At 44.8% G+C, this 15,678-nt stretch carries 14 protein-coding genes; all 14 read right to left on the reverse strand.

Translation table 11 applies throughout. The annotated features are described in order from the left end of the window. Positions 1-8 precede the first annotated feature (8 nt). On the reverse strand, positions 9-1,004 hold the full coding sequence (locus BO48_RS05700; RefSeq protein WP_496366453.1) for a gluconeogenesis factor YvcK family protein: 996 nt from the start codon (positions 1,002-1,004) through the stop codon (positions 9-11). Then, a complete protein-coding gene (gene rapZ / locus BO48_RS05705) occupies positions 991-1,875 on the reverse strand; it encodes an RNase adapter RapZ (protein ID WP_496366454.1) in 885 nt (294 codons plus the stop codon). The genes BO48_RS05700 and rapZ overlap by 14 nt, the downstream gene beginning before the upstream one ends. Before the next feature lie 195 nt (positions 1,876-2,070). Further along, positions 2,071-3,000 carry a thioredoxin-disulfide reductase gene (gene trxB, locus BO48_RS05710; protein WP_496366455.1) on the reverse strand — a complete coding sequence of 310 codons (930 nt, stop codon included), beginning with the start codon at positions 2,998-3,000 and terminating at the stop codon, positions 2,071-2,073. A gap of 87 nt (positions 3,001-3,087) precedes the next feature. Then, positions 3,088-4,509, reverse strand: a complete 1,422-nt coding sequence (locus BO48_RS05715; RefSeq protein WP_496366456.1) for a tetratricopeptide repeat protein — start codon at positions 4,507-4,509, stop codon at positions 3,088-3,090. Position 4,510: 1 nt separating this feature from the next. Beyond that, the gene (locus BO48_RS05720) at positions 4,511-4,990 is read right to left on the reverse strand and encodes an acyltransferase (protein ID WP_496366457.1); all 480 of its coding nucleotides are present in this window, start codon (positions 4,988-4,990) and stop codon (positions 4,511-4,513) included. Between the two features lie 2 nt (positions 4,991-4,992). Further along, positions 4,993-5,889 carry a prolipoprotein diacylglyceryl transferase gene (lgt, locus tag BO48_RS05725; RefSeq protein WP_496366458.1) on the reverse strand — a complete coding sequence of 299 codons (897 nt, stop codon included), beginning with the start codon at positions 5,887-5,889 and terminating at the stop codon, positions 4,993-4,995. Beyond that, a complete protein-coding gene (gene hprK, locus BO48_RS05730) occupies positions 5,879-6,817 on the reverse strand; it encodes an HPr(Ser) kinase/phosphatase (RefSeq protein WP_496366459.1) in 939 nt (312 codons plus the stop codon). The genes lgt and hprK overlap by 11 nt, the downstream gene beginning before the upstream one ends. A gap of 97 nt (positions 6,818-6,914) precedes the next feature. Then, positions 6,915-8,123, reverse strand: coding sequence for a DUF4097 family beta strand repeat-containing protein (locus BO48_RS05735; protein WP_496366461.1), 1,209 nt, complete (start codon positions 8,121-8,123; stop codon positions 6,915-6,917). Then, a complete protein-coding gene (uvrA, locus tag BO48_RS05740) occupies positions 8,113-10,965 on the reverse strand; it encodes an excinuclease ABC subunit UvrA (RefSeq protein ID WP_496366463.1) in 2,853 nt (950 codons plus the stop codon). Before uvrA ends, BO48_RS05735 begins: the two co-directional genes overlap by 11 nt. A 6-nt stretch (positions 10,966-10,971) precedes the next feature. Further along, entirely contained in the window at positions 10,972-12,942 is a 1,971-nt protein-coding gene (gene uvrB, locus BO48_RS05745; RefSeq protein ID WP_496366465.1) for an excinuclease ABC subunit UvrB, read from the reverse strand. An 80-nt stretch (positions 12,943-13,022) separates the two neighbouring features. Continuing rightward, entirely contained in the window at positions 13,023-13,259 is a 237-nt protein-coding gene (locus BO48_RS05750; RefSeq protein WP_052255690.1) for a DUF2198 family protein, read from the reverse strand. 3 nt (positions 13,260-13,262) lie between these two features. Then, positions 13,263-13,901 carry a YfbR-like 5'-deoxynucleotidase gene (locus BO48_RS05755; RefSeq protein WP_496366466.1) on the reverse strand — a complete coding sequence of 213 codons (639 nt, stop codon included), beginning with the start codon at positions 13,899-13,901 and terminating at the stop codon, positions 13,263-13,265. Between the two features lies 1 nt (position 13,902). After that, positions 13,903-14,490 (reverse strand): TlpA family protein disulfide reductase, encoded by a 588-nt coding sequence (locus BO48_RS05760; RefSeq protein ID WP_496366467.1) that lies wholly within the window; start codon positions 14,488-14,490, stop codon positions 13,903-13,905. A 137-nt stretch (positions 14,491-14,627) separates the two neighbouring features. Further along, positions 14,628-15,338 (reverse strand): CHAP domain-containing protein, encoded by a 711-nt coding sequence (locus BO48_RS05765; protein ID WP_496366468.1) that lies wholly within the window; start codon positions 15,336-15,338, stop codon positions 14,628-14,630. Positions 15,339-15,678 lie beyond the last annotated feature (340 nt).

The following is a 15,678-nucleotide window of genomic DNA, read 5'->3' on the forward strand; positions in this document are numbered from 1 at the left end:
CATCAATCCTAACTTTGATCTTTGTTCAAACGATATTGCAATGTACTGATTTCCGTCAGTGCAATATCATAAATAATTTCTGCAATGACATCATTGTTGTGTCTGACTGCACCGTCTTTATCGACACTGACCAGGTTGTCCCGTGTCAGTATGGAGACACCCATTTCATCCAGCTGATCTTTATCACTTGTAACGACAGTCATGCCGTTCTCCTGATAATAGTCGGATATATCCGATGTGATATTCTTTTCATTCTGGACGATGTACTCAAATACATTCTTTCCAATATGTTTATTGATCGCTTTTAAATGATCTGCTGCGGTGTAGCCGATTGTTTCACCGACTTGTGTCATTATATTGGATATATATACTTTCGTTCCCCGGGAATGGATGAGCGCTTCCCTCATGCCTGAGGGCAGAAGGTTCGGGATGATACTCGTATACAGACTGCCTGGCCCAAGCACTACGATATCCGCTTCTTCAATCGCCTCAATCGCTTCCGGTGTGGCGATTGTATCTTTCGGTAATAAGAATACTTCAGAAATCTGCTGCTGCACTTTAGGTATATAACTCTCACCGATGATGATCGAGTCATCATGCATGCGGGCAGCGAGCTTCGGACTGATATTTGTCGACGGGATGACTGTCCCCCGGACGTTCAGAATATCACTCAGTTCCTCGACGGCCAGGGCGAAGTCGCCTGTCATGTCATACATTGCCGCAAGCATCAGGTTTCCAAGTGAATGTCCGCTGATTTCATTCTTTTTAAACCTGTACTTAAACAGGCTTTCAAGTTTCGATTCCATGTCGGACAAGGCAGACATCACGTTTCTGATATCTCCCGGTGCCGGCATATCGATCTGATCACGGATGATTCCTGTAGAGCCGCCGTCATCCGCAACTGAGACTATCGCAGAGATTTCCACCGGATACTGTTTTAAACCACGTGCCAATACGCTGAGTCCGGTGCCGCCGCCGATTATCGTCACTCTAACTTTCTTCATGTTTGACGCCTTCTATATAAGCATCGCGGTGCTTTGCTTTTATTTTGAAATCAAAATAATCGGTCAGATCTCTGCTCAGACGTTCTGCCAGCGCTACAGAACGGTGCTGTCCCCCTGTACATCCTATACCGATGACCAGCTGGGATTTTCCCTCTCTCAAATAGTGCGGCAGAAGGAATCGCATCATGTCCAACAGTTTAGTGTAAAAGATATTCGTTTCCTTGGATCTCATCACATAGTCATATACCGGCTGGTCGAGCCCGGTGAATGGCTGAAGTTCACTGATGTAATGCGGATTCGGCAGGAATCTCACATCAAATAAAAGATCCGAATCTATCGGCACCCCGTGCTTGAAGCCGAAGCTCAGCACATTGACATGAAATCCACTCTCTCCGTCTCCGGTGATTTCTTCAAACATTTTGGAACGCAGTTCTTTCGGCTTGAGCTCTGTCGTATCGATTAGAACATCCGCTCTGTATTTCAGTTCCTCAAGCAGCGCCCTTTCCTTTTTAATTGCCTGAAGCACGTTCATGCCGTGATCCAGAGGATGTGAGCGTCTCGTTTCTTTATAACGTGCGACCAGCTTTTCGTCCGTCGTATCCAAAAAGATGATTTTAAGTTCTATATTGTCGTTGTCAATGATTTTTTCCAGTTCCGATACGAGCGTATCGAACAGTTCTTTGCCTCTTAAATCAATGCCGAGTCCGACATTGTCCATTCTGCCATCCGTTGTTTCCATCAAGTCTGCTATTTTGGGTATCAGTATCGGCGGTAAATTATCGATACAGAAAATATCCATATCCTCCAGCGCTTCCAGGGCGACTGATTTACCTGCGCCGCTCATACCCGTTAGAATGATCAAATTCTTCAATGGCTCCACATCCCGTTTATATTATTAACTTTATTTTACATCATAAATGGGTCGAACTAAAGTTAATGCCAATATATCATAATACCAAAATTGATTACTTTTTACAATGTCTAAAGCACGTCCGATGCACATTCGCTGTCATCCGGCGCACATAAAAAGAAGACAAAACATAAAAATTTTGTCTTCTTTCATCAATTAGTCGCCTAGTGTTTCAATATATTTCTGTGCGTTTTCAGCTGCGATACTGCCGTCACCTGTTGCTGTAACGATCTGACGCAGTGTTTTATCGATAACGTCGCCCGCTGCAAATATGCCAGGTACGCTCGTTTCCATTTCTCTGTTTGTCTCAACATAGTTCAGTTCGTTCAGGATGCCGAGATTTTTGAAAGGCTTTGTCAGAGGCAGCATGCCGATATATACGAAAACGCCGTCTGTATCAAAGTCGTATGTGTTACCCGTGTTCTTATCTAAAAGCGTCACACTGCCGACTTTACCTTCACCATTGATGGACTGCAGCTCTGTATCCCAGATGAATTCGATTTTTTCATTTTTGAATGCACGTTCCTGAAGTATTTTCTGAGCACGAAGTTCAGCACGTCTGTGGACGATTGTCACTTTGCTTGCGAATTTCGTCAGGTAGACACCTTCTTCTACAGCAGAGTCCCCGCCGCCGATAACGACAAGTTCACGTTCTTTGAAGAATGCACCGTCACATACTGCACAGTAGCTTACGCCGCGTCCGGTAAGGAGGTCTTCACCGGGGACACCGATTTTTTTATATTCCGCACCCGTCGCAATAATGACTGTTTTAGTTTTAAATTCTTCAGAAGACGTTTTGAGAAGCTTGTAACTCCCGTGGTCTTCAACGGACTGGAGATCGCCGTATTTATATTCCGCTCCAAATTTCTGAGCGTGCCCGAACATCTTCGATGACAGATCCGGTCCTGTTATGAAATCAAAGCCCGGGAAGTTTTCAACATCTTCTGTGTTCGCCATCTGTCCGCCGGGAACGCCTCTTTCAAGCATGACTGTTTTTAAATTCGCTCTTGATGCATAGACCGCAGCAGTCATCCCTGCCGGTCCCGCACCCACTATTACTACATCATATATATTTTCTTCCGCCATTACACTTCTCCTAACATTTAACTATTAATTATATGCTCTTCCTAAATCACATCACTAATATTATAAGCGTTAATAATTCTCTTTACATCAAATTTGCTTAATGATATCAATGGCCTTATTCAGACGGTAAGATGTGATTTCAAATTGCTCGGTCATTGCCTTTTTCGTTATTTTTCTGCCTTTTGGATGTAAATACAATGTCGCTGCCGCGAGAGATGAAACATCTTCATACTCTTTGATTTTTTCATACAGCAGATGGAATGTATCGATCCATTGCAGACGGTCTTCTTCACTCTCGTATCCGACCGCCCTCATGATTTCAAGGCCGTTATGCATTTTACCCAGCCTGACCAGTTTAACACCCTGGAACAGAAATGTAACATATAATTTTTCGTAATCGTCCAGCTGTTCAATCGTATCCCATACCGGGTGGCCGAGCACCGCATCTTTCGGTTTGACCAGATTAATCTTATAAAGGCCGAGGAGACGCATATGAACATCATCGTCATGCAGATACACTTGCGCGATATCCGATATTGCATCAGCGGCTTCCTGCTTTTTCCACGGACTGTACATTTCATTTACCATATGGAAATTCTGCATTTTCTCCCAGAACATTTCCGCTTCGGAACTATTTCCAATGTGGTAGCTTGCGTGGCTTAAGGCATGCAGCAGCTGGAAACTGATAAACTGCTGGTTTTTATATAACGGGAACAATAACTCATATGATCTGCTGTATTGTTTGAGGAAATTCAGTACGAGGCCGACCTTGAATCTGGAGTCGTCATCCAGAGGCTCGACAACTTCCAGCTTTTTCAAATATGACTCATACTTGGACTGCTGCCCTGTGTGGTAGTAAAGCAGCGTCAGATGACTTAAAGCGTGCATATCGGTTTTATTTTCCTTAAGCAGCATATCCAAAATTTCGTAAGCCTCATCAAACTTGTTTAAAAATAAATACGCCATCGCTTTTAAGTTTCTGAACGTTCTTTCTTCCTGCAGACTGACCGGTAACATCGATAAATATTCAAGTGCTTCATCTATGCGTGCATTCATGAACAGATGCTGGAATATGTGATGGCTGACGAACCGCTCGGATTCTTTTTCGACTTCATCTTCATCCTCGATCGACAGATCGAACATTTTTTCCAGCTCTTCATCATATCCCGCTTCCGGAAAATGCTTCGCATACTCTACTCCAAATAAAAAAGATTTGTTCGGATCGTTTGTTATGACAAACAATTGGCTGAGTATAAAATAAAATTCAGCATCATATTGATGCTGAATGAATTTATTGATCAGTAAATATTCAGCTTCAGCCTGCCGTCCGTTTTCAGCTAGTAAATACACATATTGTGACAAATAAGCTAAATTATTATCATCTATATCATATGCTCTTTCAAAGCTTTTAAGAGCATCTCTCTTCTTTTTCTGCTCTATTCTCTTTAATCCCTGATTGAAGTAAAATGAACCACTTTGATTGAAGGGTATAACTTTTCTTTCAGACATTTTACCTGCTCCTTATCACAAGTGGATTCCCATGACAGCTTGAATTATCCGGAATATCCTTGGACACGACAGCGCCGGCCCCGACAGTCACGTTGCTGCCGATTGTAACGCCGGGCAGTATTGTGACGTTGGCGCCGATCATCGTATCTTCCCCGATATGAACGTCTCCAAGCCTGTATTCATCAACTAAATACTCATGGGTCAATATTACAGTATTATAACCGATTATGCTGTTCTTTCCAATGTGTATCTTTTCCGGATGCATGAGGTCCGGCATCGCTTTGTAGGCAAAAGATACTTTATCCTCCAATTTCATCTTCAAAAACTTGCGGTACAAAAAGTGCTTCATTTTTGTCGACGGTGAAAAACGGCCGATTTCTATAAAAATAAAGTTCCTGGCAACTTTGAAAACCGAAACCGTCCTGTATAGATTCCACAATGGATTATACTTTCCAACTCTGTACCGGGTCGTATTTCTCATGATCATTTCTTCCTTTTGTGTTTCTTATTTACGGGTCTGCCTTTTGTTTTCGACTGCTTTTTCTGTCGTTTGTTATCCGGGTCATAGACACCGTCCACATTGCCGTATTTCGGCAGATTGTATTTTTTGCTGCGGTAGATCCATATCGCAATCGCAACAACCACCGTGATGATCGATATGACCTGTGCCGTTCTGAGCACGTCACCGATCATCAGGCTGTCAGTACGCATGCCCTCGATAAAGAACCTGCCGATTGAGTAATAGATCAGATAAAGCAGCATCGTCTGGCCAATTTTAAGTTTTGGTCTGAGCAGTATGAGAATGATGAATCCGATGATATTCCATACCGACTCGTACAGAAATGTCGGATGATAATAAGCCCCGTCTATGTACATCTGATTGATGATGAATTCAGGCAGCATGAGGGATTCAAGAAAGTTTCTCGTCACTTCGCCGCCATGGGCTTCCTGGTTCATGAAGTTGCCCCATCTGCCGATTGCCTGCCCTAAAATCAGACTGGGTATTGCGATATCGGCGACCTGGAAGAAACTCAGGTTCTTATTATAACAGTAGACGAGTCCCGCAAGAATACCGCCGATGATGCCGCCGTGGATGGCCATGCCACCCTCGTTGACCATTATGATCGAAATCGGATCCTGCAGATAGTAATCCAGGTTGAAGAATACATAGTACAGTCTTGCACCGATCAGCGAGAATAATATGATATAGAACATCAAGTCGATGAACATGCCTTCCGGCATTTTCTTTTTATCCGCTTCCCTGTTGGCAATCAAAAAACCGATCAGCATCCCGGCTGCGATGATGACACCGTACCATCTGAGGTCGATGGGACCGAGGGATACGATCACCGGGTCGAGCGGTTGTATATTAAAGATCATTGTCCATTCCTCCGTTGACTTTGATTTGCTTGTTCAGGCGGTCATTGAATTCTACAGCTGCATCATATCCCATATTCTGAAGACGGTAATTCATCGCAGCAACTTCTATGATACCCGCCAGGCTCCGGCCCGGACGGATCGGAATCGTTCTTTTTTCTATTTCGGAATTCAATATGGTGATTTTTGTGCGGTCGAAACCCACTCTATCATATGCCTTGCCTTTTTCCCATGTCTCAAGATTGACATTCAGCATAATGCGTTTCTCGGCCAGAATACAGCCTGCACCGAACAGCGTCATGACGTTTATAATGCCGAGCCCCCTGATTTCAAGGAGGTTCTCAATCAGTTTCGGTGCACTGCCCATCAGGACATTGTCCGTCACCTCTTTAATTTCCACATTATCATCGGCAACAAGACGGTGCCCGTTTTTAACGAGTTCGAGCGCGGTTTCACTCTTGCCGACACCGCTCTCACCGGTGATGAGCACACCGATACCGTACACATCCACCAGTACGCCGTGCATATTCGTTTCCGGTGCCAGTGCTTTTTCCAGATAGCTCGACAGCCTCGAATAGAATGTCGTCGTGTTTGCATCTGTAACCAGCAGCGGGGTTTTACTCGAGTTGCACGCTTCTATCAGCTCAAGAGGCGGATTGATCTGTCTGGCCAGCACTATACATGGTGTTTCTTTACGGCAGAGACGGTTGGAACGGTCCTCCCGCTCTTTTTCTGTCAGCATTCTTTCAAAAAAAGATATTTCCGTCATTCCGAGTATTTGGACTCTGTCCGAGGAATAATGAGAAAAATACCCTCCGATTTCCAATGCCGGACGCGAAATGTCATAGTTCTTTATTTCATTCGTCAGCCCTTCATTACCGGCGACGACTTTCAATGTAAATTGATCTACGAGCTCATGTACGGTTAACACCCAATCACCTCTTGAATTCTCTTGTTTATAATAAATTGACTTCTTCTCCATTATAACAAAAAAAAGACCGGCATCCGCCAGTCTTTTATACAAACAGTTAACTTCTATGCAAAGTTACACTGCCGAACTTCGTACTTACTTCTATAAACAGTCCGGGCTCTTCCGTATCGTTGACGAGCATCAGTTCTTTCAGGCCGAAGTCCTGATGTTTCATGAATCTTGCATCCACTTCCGGCGGATAATTCAATTGTCCGACTACGGTAGACAGTCTGCCTTCGAGCGCGCGGCCCTGCGGGATGCTCAGGTTGACGCTGCCCATGTTGGTGTTGATCGTTGCCGACTCGGTCGTATTCTGAAGTGTCAGATTCACCGAACCGTTCGCAGAAACGGTAATATCTTTCGCATTGAACTGATCGGTGTTGATCGTCCCGACCATCGATACGAGTTCGACATTGCCGTACGCACCCTGTTCCACTGTAATATTACCGCGTGAGGTACGCACATATGCCTGATCTGTTACCGTCTCTTCCAGGTTTACATCACCGTTCAACAGGTCGATGGTCAGATCCTTGACTTCCTGTTTTTTTAAAGTGACATCGCCATTCGAGCCTGAAATGATCATGCGTTTGATCGTCTCAGGATTCAAGTTCAATTCCACATTGACTTTGGCCGCCCGGATATCCGAAACGATGATCAGTTCCCCATTTTTGACTTCGCAGATGATGTCCTTGAAGTAATTTCTTTTTTTATCCAGCTTTCTGTAGAAAGGGGTCACTTCAAATTTAGCTGTCTGGACACGGTCCGTCGGAACAATGTTGACGTTACCGTTCGTGATATCGATTGAAATTGAGGAATATTCTTCATCAATCGTTTCAATCAGACGGTTTTTTGCGCCGCCAGCAAACATCGAGTCGAAATTGGTCGTCTTGACCGAATCGAAAGCTTTTTCCACCGATTTAAACAACTGGGATGCCTGCTGGCTGCTGTCGAATTTCGTTCTGACATCTTTGTAGGTTTTGTTTGCTCTTTCATTGACGTCTTTATATTTTTCGTTGATTTTGTCAGAGTTGACATATTTATTGACTTCACCCATGAACTGCTTGTATAAATCGTTGAACATGCCGCCGTTCCAGTATTCTTCATTGTCTGTTTCGTTATCTTTCCTGTGATTAGCGCCGGACGCTTCATTGGATGCGGACTGGCTGTCGTCTTCTTTTTTATCCATCGTTTCCATAAGGCGAATAGCTTCTTCGGAAGTGATCTTGCCTTCTTCCAGCATCTTCAAAATACGTTCTTTACTGTCCATGATTAGCCCCCTGATGGTTTCTATTCAACCATTTTTTTAAATGATAACCCGTATGGCTTTCCGGTTCATTAATGACATCTTTTATTGTACCATCAACAACAATTGTTCCGCCACCGACACCACCTTCAGGCCCCAGGTCGACAATATTGTCGGCAACTTTGATGACATCCAGATTGTGTTCGATAATGATGACGGTATCACCATTGTCCACCAGTCTCTGCAGCACTTTGATCAGTCTGCCTATATCTTCGGAGTGCAGACCAGTCGTCGGTTCGTCCAGTATATATAATGAACGGCCGTTTGAACGCTTGTGCAGTTCAGAAGCCAGTTTGACCCGCTGTGCTTCACCGCCCGACAGTGTCGTTGCCGGCTGGCCGAGCTTCACATAACCCAGACCGACATCCACGAGCGTTTTTATTTTCCTTTTGACCTTCGGCAGGTTTTCAAAGAAGTAGAACGCCTCTTCCACTGTCATCGCCAATACATCTGCGATGCTTTTATCTTTATATTTCACTTCGAGTGTCTCACGGTTATAACGTTTGCCGTCACATACTTCACACGGTACGAAGACATCCGGCAGGAAGTGCATCTCTATTTTGATGATGCCGTCGCCCCGGCATGCTTCACAGCGGCCGCCTTTGACGTTGAAGCTGAAACGACCTTTATTGTAACCGCGGACCTTTGCTTCATTTGTCTGTGCGAAAACATCCCTTATATCATCAAACACACCCGTATACGTCGCCGAGTTACTGCGCGGCGTACGGCCGATCGGCGACTGGTCGATATCGATGATCTTCTCGAGTTCATCGGCAATTTCCATGCTGTCGTGTTCACCCGGAATCTGTTTGGATTTATACAGTCTCGTGTGCAGCGCCTTATAAATGATTTCATTGACGAGTGTACTTTTTCCTGACCCTGATACACCGGTCACCACATTCAGCACCGACATCGGTATTTTGACATCAATGTCTTTTAAGTTGTTTGCGCGTGCACCTTTCACTTCAATCATTCTGTCCGGATTGATCTCACGGTAATTTTCAGGCAGCGGGATCTGGCGCTTGCCGCTTAAATAAAGGCCCGTAATTGAATGATCATTCTTCTTCACTTCATCCGGCGTTCCTGCCGCCATGATCTCCCCGCCGTGTTCGCCTGCGCCGGGCCCGATATCAATCAGATAGTCGCTCGCAAGCATCGTATCTTCATCGTGTTCGACGACGATCAGCGTATTGCCGAGGTCGCGCATATCTTTCAGCGTATTGATCAGACGCTCGTTGTCTCTCTGATGCAGACCGATTGACGGCTCATCCAGTATATAGAGGACGCCGCTCAGTCTGGAACCGATCTGTGTTGCCAGGCGGATCCGCTGCGCTTCACCGCCGGATAATGTACCGCTTCTTCTGTTCAGCGTTAAGTAATCCAGACCGACGTTGCGTAAAAACATCAGACGTTCATTGATCTCTTTTAAGATTGGTGCCGCAATGGTCCGATTCTTTTCAGAAAGTTCCAGCGCATTGAAAAATTCAAGCGCATCGCCGACCGGCTGATCGACACTGTGTCCGATATGGCGGTTGTCCACTTTAACCGACAATGCTTCTTCATTCAGACGGTAGCCGTGGCATGTCTCACATGTCGTCTCCCGCATATAGCGGCTCATGACTTCCCGTGTATATTCAGAAGGGCTGTCTCTGTATCTGCGTTCAATATTGTTGATGACACCTTCAAATGGCATTTCCCTCGTTCTTGCCGTGCCGTTTTCCTGCTTGAATCGGTACGTCAAAACCTCTCTGCCGGAGCCGTAAAGAACAATTTTCTGTTCCTTGTCGCTCAAATCTTTGAAAGGCTTATTCATATCTATATTGAAATGCTCGCACGTCTGCTTTAACAGCTGCGGATAATAGCCGGATGAAATGGGCTCCCAGGGAACGAGCGCCCCTTCTTTAAGCGTCAATGTGTCATCCGGAATGACGAGCTTTTTATTGACCGCCATTTTCATGCCGAGACCGTCGCAGTCCTTACATGCCCCGTACGGTGCGTTGAATGAAAATAATCTCGGTTCCATTTCGGCGATGGTAAAACCGCAGATCGGACATGCATAGTTTTCAGAGAAAAACAGATCTTCTCCGTCAATGACATTGACGGTAATATTGCCTTCCCCCTTAACAAGCGCCGTCTGGAGCGAATCGCCGAGCCTTGCTTCTATGCCGTCACGGACCACCAGGCGGTCAACGACGACATCGATATTATGTTTTTTATTTTTACTGAGCTCCGGTACTTCTTCGACATCATATACTTCACCATCGATGACCACTCTCGCAAAACCTTCTTTGCCGAGTGATTCGAGCAGTTTCTTATGCTGGCCTTTACGCCCGTGAATGATCGGTGCGTACACCTGGATTTTTGAGCGCTCCGGCAGTCCCATCACTTTGTCCACCATTTCCTGGACAGTCTGGGAAGTGATTTCGACACCGTGATTTGGACAGTACGGTGTGCCTGCCCTTGCAAATAAAAGTCTCAAGTAATCATAGATTTCAGTAATCGTCGACACGGTCGAGCGCGGGTTATTGCTCGTCGTTTTCTGATCGATGGCGATGGCAGGGGAAAGCCCTTCGATTGAATCCACGTCCGGCTTTTCCATCTGACCTAAAAATTGTCGTGCATACGCGCTTAAAGATTCCACGTAACGTCTCTGACCTTCAGCATAGATGGTATCAAACGCCAGGGAGGATTTCCCCGATCCGGACAGGCCGGTCATGACGATCAGCTGGTCGCGCGGGATGTCGAGATTCACACCTTTTAAGTTATGCTGCCTTGCGCCTTTAATGCTTATATTTTTATTCTTCATTTAGATTCACCCTTCTGCCTGCAGTTCAAACAGCGCATCTCTCAGCTCGGATGCCGTTTCGAAGTCCAGATCTTTTGCTGCCTGCTTCATATCCTGTTCAAGCTGTTCGATCGTTTTCTCTCTTTCTTTCTTCGTCATTTTCTTCTTCTTGTTCTTCGATTTCTCTCTGTCTTCCTTAATATCAACTTCAGCACTGATTGAATCTCTCACTGCTTTTTTGATCGTCGTCGGAGTAATGTCGTACTTCTCGTTGAATGCCATCTGGATTTTACGGCGTCTTTCCGTTTCATCCAGTGCATATTGCATCGAATCGGTAATTTTATCTGCATACATGATGACCCGGCCTTCACTGTTTCTTGCTGCACGTCCGATCGTCTGAATGAGTGAACGGTTCGACCTGAGGAAACCTTCCTTATCGGCATCCAAAATCGCAACCAGTGATACTTCAGGTATATCCAGTCCTTCACGCAGCAGGTTTATGCCCACAAGGACATCATAAGTGCCCATTCTTAGCTCACGTATGATTTCAATACGCTCCAGCGTCTTCACTTCAGAATGCAGATACTGGACCTTTACACCGGACTCTTTTAAGTAGGTAGTCAGATCTTCAGACATCTTTTTCGTCAGCGTGGTAATCAATACTCTTTCGTTACGTTCACTTCTCTTAACGATTTCCTCAAGCAGGTCGTCAATCTGATGCTCGCTCGGCCGTACATCGATTGGCGGATCCAGCAGACCTGTCGGTCTGATGATCTGTTCGACCATTTTTTCTGTATGTTCGAGTTCATATGGACCCGGTGTCGCCGATACATAGAGCAGCTGACTCGCCTTGGATTCAAATTCGCTGAACTGGAGCGGTCTGTTGTCTAGGGCGCTCGGCAGTCTGAAACCGTGGTCGACAAGTACCTGTTTACGCGCCTGGTCCCCGTTATACATCCCTCTGACCTGCGGCAGCGTCACATGGGATTCATCAATCATGATGAGAAAATCATCGAAATAATCCATCAGTGTGTACGGTGTCGAACCCATCGGCCGAAGCGTCAGATGCACCGAATAGTTCTCAATGCCCGAACAAAAGCCCATTTCCCTCATCATTTCGAGGTCATAGTTCGTCCGCTGTTCCAGTCTTTGTGCTTCAAGCAGTTTATTGTCATTGCGCAGCACTTCAAGACGTTCTTCCAGTTCTTTTTCAATCCGTTCGATTGCTACGCGCATCTTCTCTTCACGCGTAACGAAGTGGGATGCCGGGAAGATTGCAAAGTGTTCCCTCTCATGGAGCACTTCACCCGTCAAATAATTGATTTCTCTTACACGGTCGATTTCATCGCCGAAAAACTCGACCCGGATACACTGCTCGTCACGGGATGCCGGGAATACTTCCACAATGTCCCCGCGGACACGGAATGTACCGCGCTGGAAATCTATGTCGTTTCTGGAATACTGGATATCGACAAGCTTCCTTAAAAATTCATTGCGGTCCATCTGCATGCCGACACGCACACTTACCACCATATCGCGGTATTCATCCGGGTTACCGAGACCATAAATACAGCTCACAGACGCGATGATGATGACATCATCCCGCTCGAATAAAGAACTTGTGGCACTGTGCCTAAGTTTATCAATTTCATCGTTGATCGAAGCATCTTTTTCAATAAAGGTATCGGTTTGCGGCACGTATGCCTCAGGCTGGTAATAATCATAATAACTTACGAAATACTCTACCCTGTTATTCGGAAAAAATTCTTTAAATTCACCATAAAGCTGTCCTGCCAATGTTTTGTTGTGAGCGATGATCAAAGTGGGCTTGCCCACTTTTTGAATGACCTGGCTCATCGTATATGTTTTACCGGTCCCCGTCGCACCGAGCAGTGTCTGGTGCCGCTGGCCGGATTCAATCTGTTCAGTCAGTTCCTCAATGGCTTTCGGCTGGTCGCCGGCCGGTTCAAAGTTGGAAACTAATTCAAATTTAGCCATAAATACGCCTCCGTATATTATTCATGTATCTTATTTTAACAAAAAAAGAGCAGTGACGACAAACATTTGTTCGGTCATTTCTACTCTTCTTCAACTTGATCTATATTGTATAATTCCACCAGGATGTATCCGATAACCAGAGAGATTGCATCCAGATATATCACCCATTCCGAGTTATAGAACCCTCTGTATATCGACACGCCGTATAATATAAAGGTAAGTATTACAGCAACGTATTTGTTTCGTGTCAATCTGGCAAAGACAACCACTGTTACTGCCGGAACAACCAAGGCCATCATCAACCAGTACAAATCCATAGCTTATAACTCCTTATTAATGATTGATTCCGTAATATCCATCAGTTCGGTTTTGGGAATAAAGGGCTCCTTCAGCATTTCGGTTAAAATATTGTGCATGAAATCCTGTACACATGCGAGATGCGAGTACTGCTTTATCGTAATCAATGAATTCTCATACATTTCAAAGAACAGTTTCTCAGGGTTACGCTTTTGTATTTCACCGAATGATTCATACAGCAGGTCCACTTTATCCGCAACGGAAAGAATCTGGCCTTCTATAGAATCATCCTTGCCCTCTTTCAGGCGCCTCTTATACTCCTTATGATATTTATCAGGAAACTCTTCTTCTATAAACTTGACCGTCATCGTCTCTTCGACTTCACGGAATAAAGTGTTCAGTTCACTTGAAGCGTATTTTACAGGTGTCTTGATGTCCCCTGTGAATATTTCAGGATAGTCATGGTTCAATGCTTTTTCATATAGGCTTTTCCAGTCGATATCCGTGCCGTCATGCTCTTCTACCGTGCCGAAATACTGCGCGATTTTAGTCACTTTGAAAGAGTGTGCTGCAACATTATGTTCCTGATATTTAAACTTGCCCGGACAGCGTATCAACTTTTCCAAATCATTCAAGCTTTTAAAATACTGATGTACACCCATCTCAGGATGCCTCCTTAACATAATTGATATAGTTGGTTACCAGTTCCGGTGACACTTCACCGATATAAGCTCTGATGACTTCGCCGTCGCTGTCGACAAAAAATGTCGTCGGCATCAGCTGAATCTTATAGTCATCCAGTGCCTGATCTTCATTTTCAAATTCAAAAACCGGATATTCCACTTCATACTCTTCTAAAAACTGATCCCTGTTTTCCCTGCTGTCACTTATGTTGACACCGATGATATCTATCGGCTCATCCAGATGTTCCTGATGATATTCGTTAAGCGCCGGGGTTTCACGTTTACATGGTTCACACCACGAAGCGAAAAAGTTCACTACCGTGACCTCGTTATTAACTATAATATCATTAAATGTTTCATTTGCATTCATTACCTCTGTGAGACTGCTTTCTGAAACATTCTCGCCGACGGCATGGTGATTGTCCCTGCCTTCAGTCGACTGCAGAGTCTGGAGCGCCTGCTCTTCAAACTGATCATCCGAGTAATTCAGCACCGCGCCGATCGCCGCACCGATCAGGAGTGAAGCGGCCGCAATTGCCAATAATATCAGCACACGTTTTTTAGTCATTTTTTCAACTTCCTCAGTATAGTTATTGCCGTTATTTTAACACAACATTACCGGACAGGCATGGATGGTTCTTGAAATTTTTAAGACAATAAAAAAGAACCGGGACTGATGTCCCGGTCCGATTCAACTGATAAATCTTAATGGATGAAGTTGTGGTTTGCTGCCTGTGCAGCAGAAAGTGTTCTGAATGTTTTTCCGCCGAGGCCGCCGTTCCAGTTCATTTCTGAAACCGTGATGGAGCCGTCACCGTTCACGGATTCGACGACAGCAACATGTCCAGCGCCATATGCACCGTTTGTATGTGCATGGGACTGCATGATTGCACCGACTGAAGGTGAGTTATTGACGGAAAGACCCTGTGCACTCGCCTGGCTAGCCCAGTTTTTAGCATCTCCCCAACTGCCGCTTACAGCTTTGCCGAGTTCAGCACGACGTTCGAATGCATACCATGTGCACTCGCCGCCCGGATAGAAGTTAGAGCCGCTTGAAAAAGATGGTGCAGCTGCTGCAGGTGTTTCAACCACTGCAGGCGCCTGTGGTTCATATGATGATTGTGACACTGCAGGTGCTGATACTTCCTGTACTGCCGGAGCTTCGCTCACTGCAGGTGCCTGGGAAGCTGCAGGTGCCTGGTATGAATTTGTGCCTTCTCCATTTGTATACTGGCTGCCGTCCGTGTCGCCATAATACCAAGAGTAAGAATAGTTGTCTCCGTTTGATTCATAGTTGTATGTATAGTCATGATTCTGTTGTACCTCTGCCGGTACGTATTCATTTGCTGATATATTTGTTGAAGCAATTCCTGTTAATGTTGTAACAGTTGCTATGGATACAAGTGTCTTCTTCATAATAAAATTTCCTCCTAGAAAATATATAACAAGTGAATATTATGTACGGTAACTGATGGGCCGTACCTACCTTGTTAAATCTATGTCTAGTAATATAGCACAGAAATTTTCCTCTGTGTGCAATGTAAAGGAATTGTAAAATAAACGAAATTTAAAAGGTGTCAATGTAATATAAGGCATGTTATATTACATTTCAAATCATTGTCATATCAATGTTAAATAAGATTCCACCACATTTTTATCTCATGAATATTACAAAGAAATTTATTGATGTAATTTTGATGTCACTTTAATTTTTGCAGTTATCGACCGCCGATTGATGAGCACAGCCGATTATTTC

It is taken from the genome of Lacicoccus kunmingensis DSM 17847 (assembly GCF_059568765.1).